Origin of the sequence: Ruminococcus gauvreauii, assembly GCF_025151995.1 — a bacterium.
In the GTDB taxonomy this organism is placed as follows: domain Bacteria; phylum Bacillota; class Clostridia; order Lachnospirales; family Lachnospiraceae; genus Ruminococcus_G; species Ruminococcus_G gauvreauii.
Genome location: NZ_CP102290.1, coordinates 2,741,482 through 2,763,636, shown reverse-complemented (window position 1 = coordinate 2,763,636; position 22,155 = coordinate 2,741,482). Strand labels below are relative to the sequence as shown.

General features: G+C 45.5%; 17 protein-coding genes and 2 riboswitches. Of the genes, 3 read left to right on the top strand and 14 right to left on the bottom strand.

All coding sequences use genetic code 11. The features are described from left to right. Positions 1–15: 15 nt before the first annotated feature. The 10 genes from NQ502_RS13255 to NQ502_RS13210 form a co-directional block, all read right to left on the bottom strand. A complete protein-coding gene (locus tag NQ502_RS13255) occupies positions 16–1,998 on the bottom strand; it encodes an FtsX-like permease family protein (RefSeq protein WP_028528141.1) in 1,983 nt (660 codons plus the stop codon). Then, on the bottom strand, positions 1,991–2,821 hold the full coding sequence (locus NQ502_RS13250) for an ABC transporter ATP-binding protein (protein WP_083963215.1): 831 nt from the start codon (positions 2,819–2,821) through the stop codon (positions 1,991–1,993). Before NQ502_RS13250 ends, NQ502_RS13255 begins: the two co-directional genes overlap by 8 nt. 135 nt (positions 2,822–2,956) lie before the next feature. Further along, positions 2,957–5,230: an Ig-like domain-containing protein gene (locus NQ502_RS13245; protein WP_260046562.1), complete on the bottom strand. Its 2,274-nt coding sequence runs from the start codon at positions 5,228–5,230 to the stop codon at positions 2,957–2,959. Between the two features lie 64 nt (positions 5,231–5,294). Then, positions 5,295–5,376, bottom strand: a riboswitch (cyclic di-GMP riboswitch). 130 nt (positions 5,377–5,506) lie between these two features. Continuing rightward, the gene (locus NQ502_RS13240) at positions 5,507–5,941 is read right to left on the bottom strand and encodes a hypothetical protein (protein ID WP_028530320.1); all 435 of its coding nucleotides are present in this window, start codon (positions 5,939–5,941) and stop codon (positions 5,507–5,509) included. 267 nt (positions 5,942–6,208) lie between these two features. Beyond that, on the bottom strand, positions 6,209–6,814 hold the full coding sequence (locus tag NQ502_RS13235) for a hypothetical protein (RefSeq protein WP_028530321.1): 606 nt from the start codon (positions 6,812–6,814) through the stop codon (positions 6,209–6,211). A 289-nt stretch (positions 6,815–7,103) separates the two neighbouring features. Further along, complete coding sequence (locus NQ502_RS13230; protein WP_242830313.1) at positions 7,104–7,661, bottom strand: AP2 domain-containing protein; 558 nt, start codon at positions 7,659–7,661, stop codon at positions 7,104–7,106. Positions 7,662–7,685: 24 nt separating this feature from the next. After that, the gene (locus NQ502_RS13225) at positions 7,686–8,357 is read right to left on the bottom strand and encodes a hypothetical protein (protein WP_028530322.1); all 672 of its coding nucleotides are present in this window, start codon (positions 8,355–8,357) and stop codon (positions 7,686–7,688) included. Between the two features lie 137 nt (positions 8,358–8,494). Then, positions 8,495–8,881, bottom strand: a complete 387-nt coding sequence (locus NQ502_RS13220) for an HU family DNA-binding protein (protein ID WP_083963537.1) — start codon at positions 8,879–8,881, stop codon at positions 8,495–8,497. A 273-nt stretch (positions 8,882–9,154) separates the two neighbouring features. Beyond that, positions 9,155–13,300 carry an RICIN domain-containing protein gene (locus NQ502_RS13215; protein ID WP_260046561.1) on the bottom strand — a complete coding sequence of 1,382 codons (4,146 nt, stop codon included), beginning with the start codon at positions 13,298–13,300 and terminating at the stop codon, positions 9,155–9,157. A 59-nt stretch (positions 13,301–13,359) separates the two neighbouring features. Next, positions 13,360–13,442, bottom strand: a riboswitch (cyclic di-GMP riboswitch). Between the two features lie 157 nt (positions 13,443–13,599). After that, the gene (locus NQ502_RS13210; protein ID WP_044983417.1) at positions 13,600–14,484 is read right to left on the bottom strand and encodes a sugar phosphate isomerase/epimerase family protein; all 885 of its coding nucleotides are present in this window, start codon (positions 14,482–14,484) and stop codon (positions 13,600–13,602) included. A gap of 573 nt (positions 14,485–15,057) precedes the next feature. Here NQ502_RS13210 and NQ502_RS13205 point away from each other — a divergent pair. Continuing rightward, positions 15,058–16,197 (top strand): aldo/keto reductase, encoded by a 1,140-nt coding sequence (locus NQ502_RS13205; protein ID WP_028529438.1) that lies wholly within the window; start codon positions 15,058–15,060, stop codon positions 16,195–16,197. 78 nt (positions 16,198–16,275) lie between these two features. Here NQ502_RS13205 and NQ502_RS13200 read toward each other — a convergent pair whose 3' ends face one another. After that, positions 16,276–16,482: a hypothetical protein gene (locus NQ502_RS13200; RefSeq protein ID WP_028529437.1), complete on the bottom strand. Its 207-nt coding sequence runs from the start codon at positions 16,480–16,482 to the stop codon at positions 16,276–16,278. A 129-nt stretch (positions 16,483–16,611) separates the two neighbouring features. Here NQ502_RS13200 and NQ502_RS13195 point away from each other — a divergent pair, with 129 nt between their 5' ends. Then, positions 16,612–16,836: a helix-turn-helix domain-containing protein gene (locus NQ502_RS13195; protein ID WP_028529436.1), complete on the top strand. Its 225-nt coding sequence runs from the start codon at positions 16,612–16,614 to the stop codon at positions 16,834–16,836. 190 nt (positions 16,837–17,026) lie between these two features. Here NQ502_RS13195 and NQ502_RS13190 read toward each other — a convergent pair whose 3' ends face one another. Continuing rightward, on the bottom strand, positions 17,027–17,170 hold the full coding sequence (locus tag NQ502_RS13190) for a hypothetical protein (protein ID WP_169579925.1): 144 nt from the start codon (positions 17,168–17,170) through the stop codon (positions 17,027–17,029). Positions 17,171–17,188: 18 nt separating this feature from the next. Beyond that, positions 17,189–18,073 carry a DUF362 domain-containing protein gene (locus NQ502_RS13185; RefSeq protein ID WP_028529435.1) on the bottom strand — a complete coding sequence of 295 codons (885 nt, stop codon included), beginning with the start codon at positions 18,071–18,073 and terminating at the stop codon, positions 17,189–17,191. A 127-nt stretch (positions 18,074–18,200) separates the two neighbouring features. On the opposite strand from NQ502_RS13185, the gene NQ502_RS13180 reads away from it, so the two are divergent. Next, positions 18,201–18,638, top strand: coding sequence for a MerR family transcriptional regulator (locus tag NQ502_RS13180; protein ID WP_028529434.1), 438 nt, complete (start codon positions 18,201–18,203; stop codon positions 18,636–18,638). A 48-nt stretch (positions 18,639–18,686) separates the two neighbouring features. Here the strand turns inward: NQ502_RS13180 and NQ502_RS13175 are convergent, their stop codons facing one another. Beyond that, complete coding sequence (locus NQ502_RS13175) at positions 18,687–22,127, bottom strand: pyruvate carboxylase (protein ID WP_044983416.1); 3,441 nt, start codon at positions 22,125–22,127, stop codon at positions 18,687–18,689. Positions 22,128–22,155 lie beyond the last annotated feature (28 nt).

Here is a 22,155-nt window from a genome sequence, read left to right as displayed (position 1 = left end):
GGATGAATAGTCCTTCTACGCTTTCACGATCCGATAATAAGTTCTGGCCGTCAGCGCATAGACGATTGCATAAAAAACAGCAAAAATAATCAGTGTGGTAACGGTGCACCCTGCAAACAGCACCGTGTTCGTGAGGTTCATGAGTGCCAGCAGCCGGGAAATGATGGGAAATGCAAAGGCAATATGCACCCCGGCCATCAGAAGCGGCAGAAAGAACACACTTAACACCTGTGAACGGATGGATGCCTTGACTTCCTGCCTGCTCATGCCCACTTTCTGCATGATTTCGTATTTTCCGGCGTCATCATAGCCCTCCGAGATCTGTTTATAATAGATAATCAGCACTGTCGCCATCACAAACAGCGCCCCCAGGAAGATCCCAAGGAAAAACAGTCCCCCGTATGTCACATAAAAATCCGCCTCGGACTCCTGCTTTGATTCCACATAAGAGAAGTAAGAGTTATCGGCCTCCTGACTTACCGCAGTTCTTACCAGTTCTGCACAGGCCATTTTCTCCTCTTTGCTGCCGTTCATGTCCAATCCGATGATATAGTTGATTCCAGTTCCCTGATCGTCCCCAAATGCCTGTGTTTTCAGTTCGTATAAGTTCAGCAGCATCTCTTCATCCGGTACAACCACGCAGACAACCTGCACAATGTCCTGCATTGCACTTTTCTGAGGTATGGAATCGAGCCGTTTTTCTACAGTTAATTCATCTCCGAAAAGCTCGAAAGTATCCGATACTGATTCTGTCGAATCGTATACTGCCACCCCATCCGACAGTTCCAGCTGTTCTCCCCCTATACGTTTAAAATCTTCCTGGGTAAGTACATAGAAAGATATCATATCTGATACACCGGAAGATGCCTCCTCATCCGATGTAAACCCGTCATCCGTTTTAACGAGAGGGAAGTAGCGCTCCGTATAGTCCCGGATGTCTATATCCGTGCATGCAGACTGTCCGGCTGCCTCTTTTACTTTCTGCAGCTGCTGCGCTCTGTCGAATTCGTCTCCCGGCCTGTAATCAGCACTTATCTTCATGTCATATGCAAAGCGCGTATCCAGCAGATCGTCCATCCCGCTGTACAGTGACACCGTCGAGGAGATCATGACGAGCACCATGGTGCAGAGAATGCAGATCGTGGCAAGACCAGCCGCATTCTGTTTCATCCGGTAGATCATCCCCGACACCGATACAAAATGACTGGTTTTATAATAGTATGCCTTATGCTTTCGCAGCATCTTCAAAATAGCGATACTCCCCGCGGTAAACAGACAGTAGGTTCCGATGATCACGAGAAGCACCGCAAAAAAGAACCATGTCAGGGCTGCCAGCGGATTCTCGGTAGCAATCGCAATGTAATAGCCCCCGCCCAGACACAGAACCCCGATGACAGCCAGCAGCCATTTTGTCCTTGGTTCTTTCTCACCCACCTCAGTTCCGTGAAGCAGCTCGATCGGGCTTGCCGTGTGGACCTGACGCAGGCTGTTCAGCAGGATCAGCAGAAAAAGAACAAGGAAAAAGACGGCTGTCACAGCCAGGCCGTTTGCTGATATGGAAAACCCGTAAGCAATATCAAAATGCAGAATACGGTACAGCAGCAGAATCATCAGCTTACTGAACAGAATGCCGAACACCAGCCCCAGACCAATACCCGCCAGTGCCGTATACAGTGTTTCCCAGAGCATCACTTTTGCAATGTGTCGTTTTTCCAGTCCAAGTATATTATAGAGGCCGAACTCTTTTTTCCTGCGCCTGACCAGAAAACTGTTCGTGTAGAACAAAAAGAAAAAGGAAAAAATCCCGACCAGCCATTTTCCCATTTCCAGCATGGACTTGAGGCTTCCGCTCTTCGTGGCTGAATTTCCCGCCAGAAAATACATATTATAAAACATGGCGACCGTCATAATACAGGCTGCTATATACGGCAGATATGTCCTTGTATTTTTTTTGATATTCGTACGGGCCAGTTTCCGGTATAATCCCCGCTTATTCATGATTGCCTCCCATCCCTCGCCCGCTGCGATTCGAATCAGAGATGAGTGAACTGCCGAGTTCACCCTCATCACCGCCGGTCATAATCACAGACTGAGCGTCCGCGATTTTCTGATACATCTCTTCCGACGTGCTGGATGCTTTATAAATCTGATGGAACACCTCTCCGTCTTTGATAAAAAGCACACGTGAGGCATTGCTGGCGGCACGCACGGAATGTGTCACCATGAGGATCGTCTGTCCAGCCTCGTTGATATGCCGGAATGTCTTCAGCAGTCCCCGGCTGGCTTTTGAGTCGAGCGCCCCGGTCGGTTCATCTGCCAGGATCAGTTCAGGTTTGGTGATCAGTGCTCTGGCCACCGCTGCCCGCTGTTTTTGCCCTCCGGATACCTCATATGGATACTTTGACAGCAACTCCTCAATCCCCAGCTCTTTTGCGATCGGGTCCAGCCTCCGCTCCATCTCCTTGTAGTATTTTCCCGCCAGCACCAGCGGCAGATAGATATTATCCCGGAGTGAAAATGTATCCAGCAGATTGAAGTCCTGGAATACGAATCCCAGATGATCCCGGCGGTATGCTGAGATCTCGGCCTCCTTGATCGAATCACTGCTTTTTCCATTCAGTAAAACCTCTCCGCTCGTCGGGGAGTCCAGCATCGCCAGAATGTTCAGCAGCGTCGTCTTTCCTGACCCCGATTCCCCCATAATCGCTACAAACTCTCCTTTCTCCACTGAAAAAGATACATTTGAAAGCGCCTGCACGGGATTCCCCCCGAAACGTGTCGTATATACTTTTTTTAAATTCTGCACTTCTAATAATGCCATATCTGTTACCTCCAGTTTTTATCTCATAGAACTCTGTGTCCCTTTCATGTTTGAAGTATAGCAAAAAGGAGAATGCCTCGCCTTAGTTTTGGCTTACATTCTCCTTTTTAAACTTACAGTTTCGTAAGGTATCTTCTAATAGCAAACCTTGCATTTTCTGCTCTTTCCGCTCTGTGATACGGACCCGCTCTTAATGGTTTTAGATCTGGCAAGTGACGGGCAATCCCGGGTAGAATGGTATACTGACCCACCTGGCGTCCAGTAAACCGTCACGTTGATGCTGCCCTTTACGGTCACTTTACAGGAATAGCTTTTACCACCGATTTTCGCAGTTACCGTTGCCGTCCCCGCCTTCTTTCCGGTCACCACACCACTCGACGAAACAGCAGCCACCGCTGAATTACTTGAGGACCAGACCGCCTTCTGTGTCGTATCACACAGTTTCAATCCGTATTTTACACCTGCGTTAAGTGAAATGGATGTCTTTGACAGGTAAGGATTTCCCATTGTGATCTTTACACTTTTTGCAGCGCTCCATGAAGAATAATACGTCGTGCTGTAAACTTTTTTATAGGTGCGCACCCGGACATAATACGTATTTCCCTTTGGCAGATTTGAGACTGATGTGCTCAATGTGCTGTTCTTTGATATTGTCAATGTCTTTGCTCCGGAAAATGAATCATTCGTGGCATACTGAACCTGATATCCGGTAACCGTACCATTTTTATTCCAACTGATACTCATCTTGCGGGAATCACTGTTTTTTATACCTGAGATGAACGTTGCCTTCGGATTGACCGTCACGGTGATCGCTTTTGTCGCTTTGTTATAATTCGTTGTCGCCGCCGCGGTGATCGTGATCGTTGTCCTTCCAATACCCGTAATCGTGATCTTTCCTGTACTTGAAACTGTTGCAACCTTCGGATTACTGGATGTAAAACTTAATTTCCCGTTGCCTTTTGTCTGTCTGGCTCCTGTAAAAAATGCTGCGTTTCCGTAAACTTTCGTATGATTGGCTGCGCTCAATGTCTGTGAAGCTTTATTGATCATAAAGCTTTTCGTGACTTTTCCGCTGTAATTCGCTTTGAAAGTAATGACTACATTGTAGGTCCCCGCGTTTTTGCATCCCGGAGAGTACGAAACAGTATAGTTTGCAGGATGAATCTCTTTTCCATCTGCACCTTTTACGGTGACAGTCGGCTTCATCACCTTTCCATTGTAGGTATATTTTGTATTGGAAAGCGTAATAGTCTTCGGATAAGAAAGGATTTGTGTCGCCGTCTTGCCACAGCCTGTACATTTTCTTATGATCTTGCCGTCTGCACTAAGTGTCGCTTTCGTGAGACTGTCGAATTGGTAGGTGTGGCTGATGACAGGGATTTCTTCCTGCTCTTTTATCACAGTGTTACATACGGAACAATGGCTTCCTTCGGTCTTCCCCGGCTGTGTGCAGGTTGGTGATACCGCTTCATCTTTTACTTCCGTGTGGGCAATAAGAGCAATTTCTGTTTCGCTGTCTTCTTTTATTGCATCACATACGCTGCAATGAATGCTTTGAATTCCGGTTTCTGTGCAGGTCGGGTCTTTATCTGCTGCCCATTTATCATAAGTATGTACCTCTATAAAAATTTTTTGACTCTCGCCATTACAAGTCATAACCACTGTTGCACTGCCCTCTTTTATTCCAGTAACAACACCTCCTGCGTCAACAACTGCCACCTTATTACTGTTAATATTATCTTCAGATATTACACTGAAAGTCGGATCCAAGGCGCTCGCAGTTATATTCATACGGTTTGCTTTAATGCTACCAACAACATAGCCATGTTCACCATCAAAAACACCTGACGACATCATGCTCCCATACTGGTATGCGTTGATGCTGTCGGTTACTGTTAACCTGGAATTCGCATATAATTGGCCATAAACATATATATTTCCATTTATTGTAGAGGATGAATCAACATACAGTTGGGCGTCTGATGCAACATATACATTTCCTGTTACTTCCTTATTTGACCAGTGTACTTCTCCACTAATATAAGTCCATCCTTCTGGTACCCCATCCTCTTTACATTCCCATTGACACTCATCTGCGTTATAACCATCAATTTCCAGTCTCTTTGTTTCACCAACTCCAATCTTCAAAACACTTCCGGAACGACTATCCAAAACTGGAACTGATGAAGTTTCCGGAACTTCCTCCACTTCTAACTCAGCCTTCGGAAGCACAGTATCAACCTCATCTTCTGACTCAGGAGTTTCTATAATCTCCTCATCTTCCTCCTGTTCCAGAATCATTTCTCCACCCGACACAACATCCTCACTGGCTCCTGATACATCCAGTGGCAAAGCAGTAACCAGCATTACCGCCGACAATAATACCGTAAGACTTCTCATTCCCTTCATTATACTTTTCCTCCCTCATTTCATCCAAACAAAAAAGCACCCCCATCAGAGAATGCTCACCTAGTGCTGCAACTGGCTGTCGTACTTAATCGCTTAGACCCTGTAGTTTTGCGTCACAGGCTTCCGCCTGTTTGCCATGACTTCCACGTAACACCACAATTTCTGATACGTGTTAATATTAATGATTTAATTATATCATCTTTTGGCAAATTTGTCATGACTTCTATCAAGTGACTATGATATTTTCACTCATACTGTTGAGGCGTGATATTACAATTATTCCTTCACAAGTCCCAATGCCAGAAATATTGCGGGGATGCATAAAATCCAGGAGTGAATCACTGATATTTGTATAATAATTTCACCACCTATAAATCCTACTCCAATCCCAAAATTCAGAAAAAACAGCAAATAATAAATGACATATATTCCTATACCGGCATACAACATCACTCTATTTTTGTGCCCCAGTGTTACAACATTTTTTTTATTTAAAAACAGCAACAAAAACAACATCACAACAAATATTCCCACAACTCTTATGGTATTGCAATAGTAGAGGACATATGGTGTATACCGTATGCTTTGCAGCCGCGCTAAGTATGGATATAGCAGCAGATCTAATACCAGATATGCTACGGACAAAATTGCAGACATAACCAGTAATGCGGTCTTATTTTTATTCTGTTTTATTTTATTCTCTGACTTCATAGCCACTCTCCTTAAATTGCTCCATAATCATTTTAATATAAAATTGCTGATCGCTTTAAATATAAATTGCAGCTTTGCCTTTCATTACTCAAAATTCGGACAAAATAATTAACGCCTCTGACTAAGCGACTCTTGCATTTACTGACGTCTAAAATTCACCTTCCAAAAGTATTTAATATGGCTGTATCAAAGTAAGCATATCAGATGCCTCATCCAATATGCCTACTTTTTAAATACAAATTAAGTTAATATGTAAAGCATTATTATTTAATAATTAACATTACAGCTGATATAAACATATTTACCACCTATTGTTGCGTGAATAGTGGCACCTAAGTAGTGCCCAATACCATATCCATATTTTCCCGCAGGCCATGAGGGTGTAACCGTTGTGGTCGAATTTGAAGATAACCCAATAGAGCTATTTCTTCTATTTGTTCCTAAAGCCTGACCGTAAGTCATTGACATTCCGGAAATAGAAGTCGAACCACTTCTTCTCGTCCAATTTCCAGTAGCTTTTGTAAGATTCGCATAGGTTCCATTATCTGTATATGAAATTGTTACTGTACCACGCCAGCCAGAAAAATCATCATAATTAGATTGCCCTGCACGAGCCATATCACTTTGGCTGCCACCGACCTCAATAATAGTAGTTGTAACTGGTCTGCCTTCTCCATCAACCTCTGCTATTGATCTTGCATCATCAATTTCATATTGTTTTACTTCTCCAGTAGCTAAATCTGTGATTTTTACAGTTGTAGTAATCTTTGAAGATGTATCCTGCGCAAACACAGGAATGCACATCATTTGTGTTACCATACATATTAATAATAATAAACACCAAGTTTTTCTTTTGAAATTCCATCTGAACATATTCAAATTCCTCCTTATTTATTATTGAATAGTTTTATGGCCAAATTCACTTACCAATGGAATCTCCTCCTCTCATATTCCCCAATACGGTTTTAATTATTTTCCACTTTGTCCATAATAAAATACTTTGTAAATACATAATAACACATTATAATATAATTATATATCAATATATTATTTTTTTAGATTTACTTTATTTTGCAAAAATTATATTCTCAAAATTGACATATGTACCTTTTTCCAGCCGTAACAAGGGCAAACCAGATATCTCTATCCGATATGCCCATCATCAATCAGTAATCTCAACTTTCCACTCCATCATCGCCTGATACACCTTATCCGGTATATCTTCTTTGTATTGTTCCGCTAAATCCTGAATTAGATCTTCCTTGTATTCTTTGTATCTGGCAAATGCCTTTTCCGCAGAATCAAACCTTCCCAGTTTTATACTTTGTCCCATAAATGCAACGCAAGCCCGATATTTCTTTTTCTCTCTGTCGTAGCTAACCCCAATTGGCAAATCACCTCTGGCAGATTTCCCGTTAATAAATACCGTATTGATAATATGCGGCACAAAACAGCAGGTCTCCGGGCTATATACCGTATTGCCTTTAAACAAAATATCTTTGTCCAGATCCAGTTGCTCATCGCCATATTTATGTTTCTCATGCCAACATTTGAAGTTGCTGAAATTCTTCCATTCCTCGCATGCCGTGCCGTCTTTATACTGTGGTTGTCGCTGATGGAATTTTTCATTATAACAGCGGCTCAACATATCATGCCACCGATGATACGCCTCAGAATTACAGTCAACATTGTTACTTCCGCGATATCCAATCCCACACATCACCGGCTCCATGCATTTTTTACTCTATGTGTCCAGTTTAAATTTGATATCATTCATGACTTTGATAATAAACTCTTCTGAGTCCTCGCCATATTGATTGTAATGATTCTTTACGATTCTGTACTGTTCCTTATTCAGCGGAATCAGGTTTTTATAGTAATTATTCGCTTTGTCAAATCCTCGATGCCATACGTAAACATTATTTTCAATATCTGATTTTACGACAAATTCCTGCACGACTGCTTTCGGTGCATATAAGATTTCTCTTTTGGTAGTCCATTTGCCGCCTGAAAACACATTTTTTCTGACCCCATATTTCAATACCTGATATTTATCATAGCTTCCCGGTAACAACACATATTTTTCGCCATTCCTGAAATGAATACATCGCCCGTAATTGGACAGCCAATACCCGGGATAATCCATCAGCTTCACAAAGACCTCATCTTCACCAATTGGAACAATATCTGTCAGGGTTAAATCTAATATTCGTTCTGGTTTTATTTCTTTATACTGCCTGCGTATGATAATATCAATGTTGTCGCTTAATTTGTTTTTGTTCATCGCTCGTTCTTCATACCGGCATTTTCTGCATGTAGAGATACGATATGTCTTCCCATCCTTTGGTTTTATCAGCTCAAATCGATCAATCGGCAATTCCCTGCCACATGCCTTACATATTTTTGTTTCATCCATTTTGTTGATACATCTCCTTATTTTATGCGCAATAAAAGAGACAGCAGCAATCATGTACATACTGTCTCTGGTTCCCTGTTACGATTTAAAATACACCCCTGTATCAAATAAACAAAGGTATCAAAATTTAATATACCTTATTCCTCCTCATCATCTACCAGATCAAACTCTTCTTCGTCATCGATATGCTCAATAAAATGCTTTGTAAATTTAAACTTATACGTCGTATGCTCCGGGATGATATATTCTCCATCTGTCCAATCGTTTGAAAATTTCCTTTTCTTTACAAGTTGCGGGTAAAAAGAACCGAATTCCCGCAGATATATCCGATTCCCTTTTTGCAGCTCAGCTCTGATCACCTTCAAAAATGCTTTTAGGATCGGCTTAATATCTTGTTTATAATATCCGCTTTCCTCTTTTACCATATTGATTAAATCACCGAATACCGTTTTATTTTCCATCATGATGCCTCCTCTCATTTTGTCATGAAATCGTGTTTTCATTTTTACTGTATTTGTCGTCACAGAATACCCCTGTGACTTCGTATTTGCCCTGTAGAGCCATTTAAATGCAGTGGCTGTGACCTTATTTAGGCATTAAAATAAGCCCACTATCTGCTCGATCAAGAGTCAATAATGGACTTATGCTAATATCTGAATATTCAGTTTTTGGTATCATATCAGGGCTTTTTTCAAAGGGGTAAAATAGGGGTAAACTTCTCATCAAAATCCCCTGCAAACGCCGTAAAATCAAGAAAAATCAAGTTTTCTTTAACTTACAGTTTCGTAAGGTATCTTCTAATAGCAAACCTTACATTTTCTGCTCTTTCCGCTCTGTGATACGGACCCGCTTTTAATTGTCTTAGATCTTGCAAGTGACGGGCACTCTCTGGTGGAATGATATACTGACCCATTCGGTGTCCAGTAAACCGTCACGCTGATGCTCCCCTTTACGGTCACTTTACATGTGTATGTTTTGCTTCCGATTTTCGCGGTTATCGTTGCTGTTCCTGCCTTCTTTCCGGTCACCATGCCATTTGACGAGACGGCGGCCACCGATGGATTACTCGAGGACCAGGTTACCTTTTGCGTTGTATCACTCAGTTTCAACCCATACTTTGCGCCTGCGTTGAGCGAAATTGATGTCTTTGAAAGGTAAGGATTTTCAATCGCAATCTTTACACTTTTTGCCGCGCTCCATGAAGAATAATAAGTAGTACTGTAAACCTTTTTATAGGTGCGTACTCGAACATAGTATGTTTTTCCTTTGGTCAGGCTGGAAACCGACGTGCTCAATGTACTGTTTTTATTTATGGTTAATGTCTTTGCCCCTGAAAATGAGGTGTTCGTGGCATACTGAACCTGATATCCGGTAACCGCTGTGTTTTTATTCCAGCTGATATCCATCCTGGAGGAAGAGCTGTTTTTGACACTCGAGATGAACGTCCCCTTTGGGTTGACCGTCACGGCGATCGCTTTCGTAGCCTTATTATAATTCGTTGTTGCTCCCGCAGTAATCGTAATCGTTGTTCTTCCAATACCTTTGATCGTAATCTTTCCCGTACCTGAGACCGTCGCGATCTTCGTGTTGCTGGAGGTAAAGCTTAATTTGCCGTCACCCTTTGTCTTCTTAGTTCCTGTAAAAAATGGTGCATTTCCAAAAACTTTTGTGTGGCTGGATGCGGTCAGTGTCTGCGACGCTTTATTGATTGTAAAACTTTTCGTGACTTTTCCGCTGTAATTTGCTTTGAAAGTAATGATCACATTGTAAGTACCTGCATTTTTGCATCCCGGAGAATACGTAACGCTATAGTTTGCAGGATGGATTTCCTTTCCGTCTGCACCCTTTACGGTGACTGTTGGCTTGATGACCTTTCCATTGTAAGTATACTTTGTATTGGACAGCGTAATCGTCTTTGGGTAAGAGAGGATTTGTGTCGCCGTCTTGCCACAGCCTGTACATTTTCTTATGATCTTGCCGTCTGCACTAAGTGTCGCTTTCGTGAGACTGTCGAATTGGTAGGTGTGGCTGATGACAGGGATTTCTTCCTGCTCTTTTATCACAGTATTACATACGGAACAATGACTTCCTTCGGTCTTTCCTGCCTTGGTGCAAGTCGGGGGCACTGCCGTATCTTTTACTTCCGTGTGAGCTGCAAGGGGAATCTCTTCTTCACTGTTTTCTTTTATAACATTACAGATGCTGCAGTGAATGCTTTTGATCCCGGTTTCTGTACAGGTTGGTTCCTGATCAACTGTCTGTACTGCATTCCAGGTATGTCCGGTCGCAGAAATTGCTTCCTCTTTTTCCGCACCACATGCAGCACATAAATACTGCATGATACCTGTTTTTGTACAGTCTGGTGCTTCCTGAATCACACCACTTCCCCATTGATGAGCTGTTTTTAATAATTTTTGTGTCTGCAGGACTTTCCCGCAATTGACGCATTCTTTGGTCTGCTCTCCTTCCACGGTACAAGTTGGGGTAATATAAGTTCTCCATTCCCCCTGCTGGTGATCCGTTTTGGCAACCAACGTATCCTGATAAGAGGTGCCGCATACCTCACACTGGTGCAGCGTATATCCCGGTTCCGTACATGTCGGTGCAAACACCACACTGTTAAACCGATGACCAGCCGCCCAAATCACCTGGTGTTCTATTTTCCCGCACTCACTGCAGACGCGCTTTTCCATTCCCTGCACGGTACAGGAGGCTTCCTCTACGATCTGCCACATGCCAAATATGTGTTGATGTTCTTCCGGAATCCAGTCAGTAAGCGAATCCTGATAGGAATCCCCACATACCAGGCATGTGTGTAATGTATATCCCTGAGAAGTTTCTGTTGGTTCTAACACTGTATCCTGATATTGATGACCCATTGCATTAATCAGTGACGTTTCCGTCATGCCGCATTCACTGCAGCTTCTGATACATTCTCCATCTTCTGTACAAGCAGCTTCTTTTGATATCTCCCAATCAGTAAAGCTGTGCTCCCTGGCTTGTGTATAGTCCCCCTGATAAGCATCCCCGCATTCGCTGCAGACATAATTTGTATAACCATTAGCCGTACAGGTTGGCGGGATGATTTCCTGTTCATAGGAATGATGTCCGATCTCGTTTTTGTCTATTTTATAGATATCGAATTTTTGAGTATTCCAGTTATCACCTCTTCCCCATACCTGAAGGTTACTTGTTTGTGCGCTAAGATCTAAAACCATATCACAGCATATGGGTTTCACGTAATATGCACTATCCAAATAGTACAAATTAAACCTCTGTGCCGTACTGTCCCACTCATCGTATACCTGTACATTCGTGCCTGCGCCCGAACTTCCGTAATTTGTGACATCCATAGCTCTGCCATCGAGCATTGACAGGATTTTGTAAGAACCATCTGGCTGTCTTATAAAATGCCATACCTGATTGTTTCCACACGCTTTGGCGTCTCCCTCCACATTATTTCCGTTTTGGGTAATCACAGTTCCTGAATCCGTATGTTCAATATAAGCGTAGAATTCGTCTCCCAGATTTTTTTTATCAACAATCGTAAATGAAACATATTCTGTATCACACCCTCCGGAACCATTATATACACTGAAATAAGCGCTGTATTCTCCTGCTCCCAACGTCGATGCAGCAGCAAAGTAAGTATTATCCGTTACCTGTTCTGTGATCACGCGCCCTGCACCAACCTTATCAATTCCGATAACTGCCCCTTTTGCACAGATGCTGTCTACGGTGATTTTTATGTTCTCTTCCAAAAGGTAAGAACGCTTTTCTGTTTTGACGCTGCTATAAGAAGCCCCACCAACAACAGAAAACATAATTCCTTCCGTATCCACAGTTCCAGAGCCATTATACACAGAAAAATATACGTAATATGTTCCCATGCCAAGTGCTGATGCAGCAATCGAATATTTATAGTCTTTGACCTCCTCGGTAATCACACGTCCCACACCGACTTTATCGATTCCGATGACTGCCCCTTTTGCACAGACCGTATCTACAGAAATTTCTATTGTATCTTTGATATCATACCATTCCTGTGATTTATTTAGCCCTGTATATCCTGGTTTTCCTACGACTGCAAATTCGATCCATGAACTGTCAACCGTTCCATAGCTGTTAGTGCATGAAAAATATGCTGAATACTCTCCTTCTCCATAGGTGCCTGCTGCAAATGTATAGGTACCGCTGTTCACATCAGTTCCGACAATTTTTTGTCCGTCTTTAAATAAGGACATATAATAACTTGTGGCACCATCCGCATGAATATAAAGGGATATTGTATCTTTGATATCATACCAAAATGCACTTTTGGATACGGTTGGATTTGTCGGGGCAGACGAGGCATTTGTAGCTGCATAAGGTGCCACGTATACGTTTGTCAATGTGGCAGCCACTTCACTTTTTGAAATGGTTTTACCCCACATAATTTTACACTGCCTATCAGAATTACAATCTGCATAGGTAATGGTATCCCCATTTACCGCAGTCACCCAGATAGAATGCCCGTTATTTTTGTACCGAATCGCATCTCCTGCCTTTAACTGATCGAGTGATCTCGTTTGCCTCCATCCCGTACATATACTTCCATAATAATCAAACGTCAATTTATTCACAAATCCAAAACATTGGATCGCCTGTCCGAAACTATTACAGCCGCACCAGCCGGAATAATCTGTATCATTTTTAGAACAGTTTCCATGATGCGTACATGGGGTGTTGGTATATCCATCGGGATTATTCGAAGCGCTCCCTGCATGATTCCAATATTTTCCTTCCGGAAACTTTGCTTTCAAACCATCAATAGTCTCTGCCTGAACGACTGAAGCACTCATCCAAAGGCAAAAAAAGCACCAGACGAACAGACATAGCCTGATGAATCTTCTCCTCGACTGGTAAAGGCGGCATTTGTTCTCTGAAACATTTTCTTTCAACATTTTCCCTCCCTCATTTTGCCTAAACAAAAAAGCACCCCCATCAGAGAATGCTCACCTCATGCTGCAACTGGCTGTCGTACTTAATCGCTTAGACCCTGTAGTTATGCATCACAGGCTTTCACCTGCTTTGCTATGATGACCCACGTATCTCCACCATTGTTTTTTGATACGTACTTGTTTTTAGTGATTTTATTATATCATTTTTCGGTAAATTTGTCATAAGTTCTGGAAATATTTACAAAAACAAAATGGGGTGACACCGCTCCTCCCGGTATCACCCCGCTGTCGCTCTCACTGCCTTACCCTTTTGCCAGCCTGGTCAACTCCGCATGAATACTCCTGGCCACCTCTTCCGGGTCCATCTGCATCTGCCGGCGGCTGAATAACTCGGCGTTCCACCACCCGTCATACCCAGTTGCCTTCACCGCATCGCAGTATCGCTTATAGTCGACCACACCTTCGCCGAGCGCGCAGTTGCGGATTATATTTTCATCCGGTACTGTCCCCTCCTTTGCCTCAAGCGAATCACTGACATGGACTCCGTAAATATAGTTCTTATCCATATCTGCTATTTCTTCCGGGGTGTCTCCGGCAACATAGGCATGCCACGTATCGATCACACATTTCACATTATCACGGCCGCAGGTCCTTGCGATTTCATAAGCCTGTGATATTTTGTTAACGGGTGTCCAGCCAAGCGGTTCCAGATACAGGCAAAGTCCATAATCCATGGCCAGATCCGCCAGCGCTGTGACATTCTTTTTCAGCAGCTCCATCTGTTTGTCGGCAGGCAGCCCGAGAAGCCCCTGGTATCCCTCATACGGTTCGTGGTTCTTAAAATGCCGAACAGCATTTACATCGGCAGGGCCTGTCAGGCATTCGATTCCCCCGGCGCCAATGGCGTGGGCGATTTCAAACATTTCACGGGCTTCCTTCATCAGCTTTTCAAAATCTTCCCCCTGTCGTTCAATATCCGGAAGCCAGCCGATCCCAACGATATCAAATTCCTTTGTTAGTTCCGCCAGTTCTTCTAATGAGTGCCTCGCCTCAAGATATGGTTTGATCATCGGAATCACCGTAAGTTCAACGCAGTCGAAGCCAACCTCTTTCGCTATCCTCAGATTCGTCACCAGATTGCCGCTGGCCGCGACCGACGAGTGCATTACAATCGCATTTTTCTTCATTATTAGATACCATTTCCTTTCTGTGCTGATCTTTTGGCGTTGCCGCTTTACAGCAGCTAACATGTGTCATTCATCATTTAACTTATGTCTCCTGAGGCAGTCCGTTCGGATAGACGAGAATGCGGCACACTTGTTTGGAGCGCATCAACTCAATCCCGGTGCCTGTCTCCTCGAGCAGAATTTGGTGTAAACGTTGCAAATACGGGGGGACGATCCACCTCTTTATGTTCTACTGCGGTAAAAACTCGTTCTCTGGAATCCATCATAATTTCATCACCCCTTTTTTGTTTCAATTGTTGTGGTTTTATGATACCATTATCAAATGAAAACAGAACAGACTGACAAAAAATACGGATCCCATAACGTCATGCAGAATTATCTGGAAATCCTGTTCTATGAGCTCTACAGGATTAAACGATAGATTCCAATCTGATCGCGGAATCCTAAAGGCCCTGGGCAGCTGGGGTATTCCCCTAAATATTTTAAAAACATTGACTAACGCGTCATCAGGCAGCGATGTGTAATGTGCACGCCTGCGGTGAAAGCAAATTTTAATAGCAAAGGAGCAGAAATATGGAGTATAGAGAAATAGGAAAAACCGGAAAAAAGAGCAGCATCATAGGATTGGGCTGCGAAAATCTGGACGGAAAACCTTATCAACAGGTCAAAGAGACGATCGATGCCGCGCTGGAGAACAACATCAATCTGTTTGATGTATTTATGCCCGGCAATGAGGTGCGTGAAAATATAGCCAGAGCTTTGGGTGAACGCCGCAGCGAAGTGATGATACAGGGCCATATTGGATCTACTGATATCAAACAGCAGTATGATATCAGCCGTGATTTACCCAATGTGAAAAAATATTTTGAGAACCTGCTCCGTATCTTCGGATATATTGACTTTGGAATGATGTTCTTCATTGACTCAGAGGAAGATTATCAGGGCGTATTCGACACAGGATTTGCCGACTATGTACAAAAGCTGAAACAGCAGGGAGATATCAGGCATATTGGTTTCAGCTCTCATAATCCCGTTATGGCAACGCGCGTGATCAAAACCGGCGTGCCGGAGATGATGATGTTCAGCATCAACCTGGCATTCGACCTCTATCCGGCACAGACAAACGCGTTAGACGAGCTGCACCAGGGATTGGATAAAAATGCCTTCTGTGGATTTGATCCCACGCGGGCCGCTCTGTATGCGCTGTGTGAGAAGATGAATATCGGCGTCACTGCAATGAAGACTCTGGGCGGAGGCAAGCTGATCTCTGCCGAACATACTCCCTTTGACCAGCCTCTCACAGTGGCACAGTGCATGGAGTATACCCTGACGCGACCGGCTGTAGCCAGCGCGATGATCGGCTGCCAGTCGCGGGAAGAGGTACTCGATACCGTGCGGTATCTGGACTTAAGCGAACGCGAACGTGATTACACTCACGTGATGAACACTCTGCGCAATGACTTCAAAGGGAATTGTGTCTACTGCAGCCATTGCCAGCCCTGCCCCGCCAAAATTGACATTGCCACAGTAAACAAATATCTGGATATCGCCCGCCTTGACCCGGACAACATTCCACCGTCCATCCGCTCTCACTATTCGAATCTCACTTACAGCGGCAGAGACTGCATCGGATGCGGGAACTGTGAGGCGCGCTGTCCGTTCGCTGTTCCTGTCATAAAAAACATGGCTGATGCAACAGAGATTTTTACTTAGGAGCACAGGCAAATGCTCCGCAAGGGTGCACCCAAAACAGGCATATCAGATGCAACGTCTGATATGCCTGTTTTTTCGCTATATCCCCCGCACCCTGGTCATTATCTTCTGATACGTGTCGGTTTTTAAAGTTTTTATTATATCATCCTTCGGTAAATTCACCATAAATTCCGGAAATATTTTTAGAAATTCTATCAGCTCTGCTTCGTCGTCATTTATGAAATAGGACACGTAAAACTTCGCGTCGTCCATCTTTATGAATTCATTGATTTTTCTCTTCACCATAACTCATCTACTCCTTCATACTATGACTTAATTAACAGTTTAGAGTTTATAACTCTAATTGTCAATAGAGTTTATAACTCTAGGATACAATATACAGAAATAAAACCAACTGGAAAATCAGGAGACGGTATGAATTACTTGAAGAGGATTCGTGAACTAAGAGAAGATAATGATTATACGCAGGCATACATTGGCAGCTTCCTCAATATAGGTCAGCGAACCTACAGTGATTATGAGTCGGGTAAAACCCGTATCCCATTGGATGCCATGATCAGGCTTGCCAAACTATACAATGTGGATATGAATTATATCTGCTGTATTTCCGACTGTAAAAATCCCTTTCCGAAGATATAAATTTAAGAAGTATTGAACTTGACAGCAAGGGGAGCACTCCCATAGCGAAGCGCTCCCCTTTATTTTCTGCAATTTTTCATAATGACCTACGGCGAGTATATCTCCTGATTCTGCAAGATCTTAATACTTATTAATCAGTCCCACATTGAGTCCGGCAGGGCATGGCTGGCAATGGTTGCAGTAAACGCCTTCATAACAGAAATACCCACCCCCTCTGCTCCCTAAGCCGCTGAATATATGCCAGAACCCCGTTTTTCTGATATGCACTCCAGTCCACTTCTTCGTCCTTTGATTGATCCGATATCTCACACAGTATTCCCCCATCTGAATTCATGATAAGTCTGAATCTCCATTAATTCACATTTATCAGTTCATACTCTTTCGTCCCATACCCAAGCTTCACCGCGGCATCAATCGTATGGGTGCCATGCATGGATTCTACCCTCTGCAGAAAATGGTCCCTTCCCGGATCTTCCGACCGATAGATCAGGTCCATGCACGCCTGATCAAGCGCTACCGGATCGAGCGACGACAGAATACCAATATCTTTCATACATGGATCTTCTGCCACCGCACAGCAGTCACAGTCCACGGACAGATTGCACATCATATTGACAAATGCCGTATTGCCTCTGAAATACTCCAGAACACTTCCGGCTGTATCCGCCATGGCTTCACAGAAAACATCCTGCTCTGCCATATGATCCCACACAATGTTCTGATCATTCGTATATCCTCCGGAATGGATCAGCGATTTACCCTCGCTGGATGCGCATCCGATGGAGAGCTGTTTGAGCGCTCCGCCATAGCCGCCCGCCGGATGTCCCTTGAAATGGGACAGCACCAGCATGGAATCGTAATTCGCAATATTTTTTCCCACATAGTTTTCTTTTAATATTTTCCCATTCGGAATATTCAGGACCAGGTCCGGTCCCTCGGCATCCATCAGATCAACATGAAAATACTGGTTCCATCCATGAGCCTGAATCAGCTTGATATGCTTCCCGGTGGAATTCCGTTCACCCTCGTATGCCGTGTTACACTCCACGACGGTTCCATTAACCGCCTCGACCATCGGCTTCAAAAATGCCGGCCGCAGATAATTCTGATTCCCCTTTTCTCCGGAGTGAACCTTTACCGCAACCTTTCCCGGAAGTTCCTTTCCCAGCATCTGATACATCCGGATGACCGCTTCCGGTGTGATTTTTTCTGTAAAATATACTTTTGCCTTTTTCATCGTTTTATTACCCCTCTTTGACATCAACTGGTTTTTCTGTTACTATGATTGTAATACCTGAACCTGACTTTAGGTCAACTATAATTTTAAGTTTTTTATATTTTCATAAAATGTCTGGAGGGATTCTATGTATAGTATCGGTGAAGTCTCAAAAATGTTTGATTTACCCATCTCTACCTTAAGATATTACGACAAGGAAGGATTATTCCCCGATATCGTGAGGGAACCTTCCGGTATCCGCAGGTTTAATGACAAGACGCTCGAAGCCCTGCGCGTCATTGAATGCCTGAAAAAATCCGGTATGGAGATCAAAGATATTAAGGAGTTTATGAAATGGTGTTCCATGGGAAACAGTACCTATGAGCTCCGGAAAAACATGTTCGTGAAACAACGGGAATCCGTCGAGGCGGAGATCCGAAAACTGCAGAAAGTGCTGGATATGATCAAATATAAATGCTGGTATTATGAGCAGGCACTGAAAGACAACGGGGAAGAGCGTGTTCGAAGTATGACGGCTGAGGAGATGCCGGAAGAAGTTCGGGATGCTTATATCAACAGCCATTAGACATTTTAAGAGGCGGTGGTTCTTTTTTAAAAAACCAACGCCTCTGCATTACTTCAGCTTCGCGATCATCTCCCCTGTCCTGACCTGCTGTCCCTCCGAGACATAAATCCGCTCCACAATGCCCTTTGCACCTGCCAGAATATTTGTCTCCATCTTCATGGCCTCGATCACTGCGACCGGCTGCTTCGCCTCGATCAGCTCTCCCTCTTTTACCAGTACCTTCAATATATTTCCCGGTATGCTCGCGGCGATCTCCATCGGGTTCTGCTCATCGGCATACAGCACGGAATTCATCGCATTTACCGCCACATCCCTGTCCCTGACACGAATGATCCTCCGGTTGCCGTCGACTTCGAAGATCGCTTCCCGGTAACCCTCGCTGTTCACCGCACGCACCTCCTGCAGCCGGACCATCCGGATCTTTCCTTCTCCCAGCTTGACCTCACATGTCTCACCTTCCTCCAGACCGTGGAAGAAGATATCCGATCCCATATACCGGAATTCACCTTTCTCCCGTATGTTCCTCACATAGTCTTCAAATACCCTGGGATACAGCGCATAGCTGATGACTTCCTGCTCCGTCCCCGCAAGCCCCAGTGTATCCTGCAGATAACGCCGCAGTGCACCAAAATCCTCCGGCGGCAGAAGTTCTCCCGGCCTCACGGTCAGCGGCTCCCTGCCTTTCAGCACCAGCTTTTGAAGTCTCTGCGGAAATCCGCCCTTCGGCTGCCCCATCATCCCCTCGAAGTAGGAGACGACGGAATCCGGAAAATCGACGCCGGCGGCTTTTTCATAAATATTTTCCGGTGTGAGACCGTTTTGGACCATGAAGATCGCCATGTCACCCACCGCCTTGGAGGTCGGCGTCACCTTGACAATATCGCCAAGCATCTCGTTGACGGTCCGGTACATCTCCTTGACTTCCGCAAACTTATGCCCCAGCCCGAAGCTTTCCACCTGCGGTTTCAGGTTCGAGTACTGTCCACCCGGTATTTCATATTTATAAATCTCAGCGGTAGATGTGGCAAGTTCTGATTCGAATCCGGCATAGACCGGCCGCACATCCCTCCAGTATTCCGAGATCTTCTGCAGTCCGTCCAGGTCAAGCCCGGTATCCCTGTCGCTGTGCCGGAGCGCGGCTGCAACCGAGTTGAGTGCCGGCTGAGAAGTGAGCCCGCTCATGGAGTTAAACGCGGCATCCACGATATCTGCCCCCGCCTGTGCCGCCATCAGGACCGTGGCAACGCCGTTCCCTGAGGTATCATGCGTATGCAGATGAACAGGAATCCCCACTTCCTGTTTTAACGCGTGTACCAGCCGGTATGCCGCCATGGGCTTCAGCAGACCGGACATATCCTTGATTGCCAGAATATGACTGCCCCTTTGCTCCAGCTCCTTCGCCATCTTTACATAATATGCAAGGTTGTACTTCTCCCGTGACTCGTCCAGGATATCACCGGTGTAGCAGATGCAGGCCTCTGCGACCTTCCCCTGTTTCAGTACTTCATCCAGTGCCGTTTCCATACCCGGGATCCAGTTCAGGGAATCAAAGATGCGGAACACATCGATGCCTGAGGCCGCCGACTGCCGTACAAATTCACGGACCACGTTATCCGGGTAATTCTTATAACCGACTCCGTTCGCACCGCGCAGCAGCATCTGGAACAGTATGTTCGGTATTTTTTCTCTCAGTGTTTCCAGCCGCTCCCAGGGAGACTCCCGCAGGAACCGGTATGCGGTGTCAAAAGTGGCTCCGCCCCACATCTCCAGTGAGAACAGATCCTGTCCATAGACAGCGACCGCCGGCGCAATCTTCTCCATATCGACAGTACGCATCCTGGTGGCCATCAGCGACTGCTGGGCGTCCCGCATGGTGGTATCCGTGACCAGCAGCTTCTTCTGCCGCAGCACCCACCCGGCCAGTTTCTCCGGCCCCATCTCCTCCAGCATCTGCCGGCTTCCCCGAAGCCCCGCCATTTCCTCCGGACGAAATCTCGGGAAGGCCGGGACGTTAAACTGCGGTTTCTGCCCCTTCGTCCCATTGACATACTTATCTCCCAGAAATTCGATGATCTTCAGTTCCTTATCCTCCACTTTACCGATATCCATCAGCTCCGGGTGTTCTGCGATAAATCCAGTGTCACACGCTCCTGCGGCAAAAACCGGATGGTTCAATACATTCAGCATAAACGCCAGATTTGTCCTGACCCCTTTGATCATCGTCTCCCGCAGTGCCCGGATCGCCTTGCCTCTCGTATCCTCGAAAGTCCTTCCCCACACGACCACCTTGGCGAGCAGACTGTCATAAAAGGGAGTGACGGCGGCGCCCTGAAAGCCGTTGCCCCCGTCGATCCGTATCCCCGGTCCGCCGGGACTTCGGTACGTTTCGATCACGCCTGTATCCGGCATAAACTCATGAGCGGGATCCTCCGTCGTGATCCGGCACTGTATGGCATACCCCCGGCTCCTGACGGATCCCTGTCCTGTGATCCCTATCTTTTCTGAATCCAGCGTGTAACCCTGTGCGACCAGAATCTGCGCCTGCACGATATCGATCCCCGTCACCATCTCCGAGACGGTATGCTCGACCTGTATCCGCGGGTTCATCTCGATAAAGTAGTGCTTTCCCTGTCTGTCCACCAGGAATTCCACCGTCCCGGCGCTCTGATAGCCGACCGCCCTGGCGATCTTCAGCGCATCATCGCAGACCGCCTGCCGCTGTTCCTCTGTAAGACACAGCGATGGCGTGAATTCGATGACCTTCTGGTGCCGTCTCTGGATCGAGCAGTCCCGCTCATACAGATGCACGAGATTTCCCTCCCGATCCCCCAGCACCTGTACCTCGATGTGCTTCGGATGCTCCAGGTACTTCTCGATAAAGATGTCATCGGCGCCAAAGGCCTTTGCAGCCTCACTTCTGGCGCTGCGAAACTGCGGCAAAAGCTCCTCTTCCGTGCTGACGATCCGCATCCCGCGTCCGCCCCCTCCTGCGGCTGCCTTCAGCATCACCGGAAAGCCGCACATCCTGGCAATCTTAAGCGCCTCTTCCTCCGTCTGAATGGCCTTCTCCAAGCCCGGGATCGTCGGCACACCCACGGACTGCGCCACAAGCTTAGATCTGATCTTATCTCCCAGCCGCTCCATCATCCCGGCAGTGGGCCCGATAAACACAATGCCCTCCCTCTCGCAGGCTTCGGCAAACTCCGCATTTTCTGCGAGGAAACCGTAGCCGGGGTGAATGGCATCCACGCCTTTTGCCCTAGCAAGCGCGATGATCTCATCGATCCCGAGATACGCCGCGACCGGCGCCTTACCTTTTCCGATCTGGTAGGCCTCATCCGCCTTCGACCGGTGCAGTGAGTGTTTGTCCTCCTCTGAATAGACTGCTACCGTCCGGATGCCGAGCTCATGACAGGCCCGAAAAACCCGGATGGCGATCTCGCCCCTGTTTGCCACCAATACTCTCTTAAATTTTCTGATTTCTCCCATACCTTTCCCGCCTTTCACTTATTTTCAC

What these genes read in the sequence shown, in the direction of transcription:
- NQ502_RS13245 (WP_260046562.1), bottom strand. Translation starts at nt 5,230, where the DNA reads ATGAAGGGAATGAGAAGTCTTACGGTATTATTGTCGGCGGTAATGCTG.
- NQ502_RS13200 (WP_028529437.1), bottom strand. Translation starts at nt 16,482, where the DNA reads ATGGTGAAGAGAAAAATCAATGAATTCATAAAGATGGACGACGCGAAG.
- NQ502_RS13225 (WP_028530322.1), bottom strand. Translation starts at nt 8,357, where the DNA reads ATGGATGAAACAAAAATATGTAAGGCATGTGGCAGGGAATTGCCGATT.
- NQ502_RS13250 (WP_083963215.1), bottom strand. Translation starts at nt 2,821, where the DNA reads ATGGCATTATTAGAAGTGCAGAATTTAAAAAAAGTATATACGACACGT.
- NQ502_RS13190 (WP_169579925.1), bottom strand. Translation starts at nt 17,170, where the DNA reads ATGAATTCAGATGGGGGAATACTGTGTGAGATATCGGATCAATCAAAG.
- NQ502_RS13180 (WP_028529434.1), top strand. Translation starts at nt 18,201, where the DNA reads ATGTATAGTATCGGTGAAGTCTCAAAAATGTTTGATTTACCCATCTCT.
- NQ502_RS13175 (WP_044983416.1), bottom strand. Translation starts at nt 22,127, where the DNA reads ATGGGAGAAATCAGAAAATTTAAGAGAGTATTGGTGGCAAACAGGGGC.
- NQ502_RS13255 (WP_028528141.1), bottom strand. Translation starts at nt 1,998, where the DNA reads ATGAATAAGCGGGGATTATACCGGAAACTGGCCCGTACGAATATCAAA.
- NQ502_RS13240 (WP_028530320.1), bottom strand. Translation starts at nt 5,941, where the DNA reads ATGAAGTCAGAGAATAAAATAAAACAGAATAAAAATAAGACCGCATTA.
- NQ502_RS13195 (WP_028529436.1), top strand. Translation starts at nt 16,612, where the DNA reads ATGAATTACTTGAAGAGGATTCGTGAACTAAGAGAAGATAATGATTAT.
- NQ502_RS13185 (WP_028529435.1), bottom strand. Translation starts at nt 18,073, where the DNA reads ATGAAAAAGGCAAAAGTATATTTTACAGAAAAAATCACACCGGAAGCG.
- NQ502_RS13235 (WP_028530321.1), bottom strand. Translation starts at nt 6,814, where the DNA reads ATGTTCAGATGGAATTTCAAAAGAAAAACTTGGTGTTTATTATTATTA.
- NQ502_RS13230 (WP_242830313.1), bottom strand. Translation starts at nt 7,661, where the DNA reads ATGTGTGGGATTGGATATCGCGGAAGTAACAATGTTGACTGTAATTCT.
- NQ502_RS13210 (WP_044983417.1), bottom strand. Translation starts at nt 14,484, where the DNA reads ATGAAGAAAAATGCGATTGTAATGCACTCGTCGGTCGCGGCCAGCGGC.
- NQ502_RS13215 (WP_260046561.1), bottom strand. Translation starts at nt 13,300, where the DNA reads ATGTTGAAAGAAAATGTTTCAGAGAACAAATGCCGCCTTTACCAGTCG.
- NQ502_RS13205 (WP_028529438.1), top strand. Translation starts at nt 15,058, where the DNA reads ATGGAGTATAGAGAAATAGGAAAAACCGGAAAAAAGAGCAGCATCATA.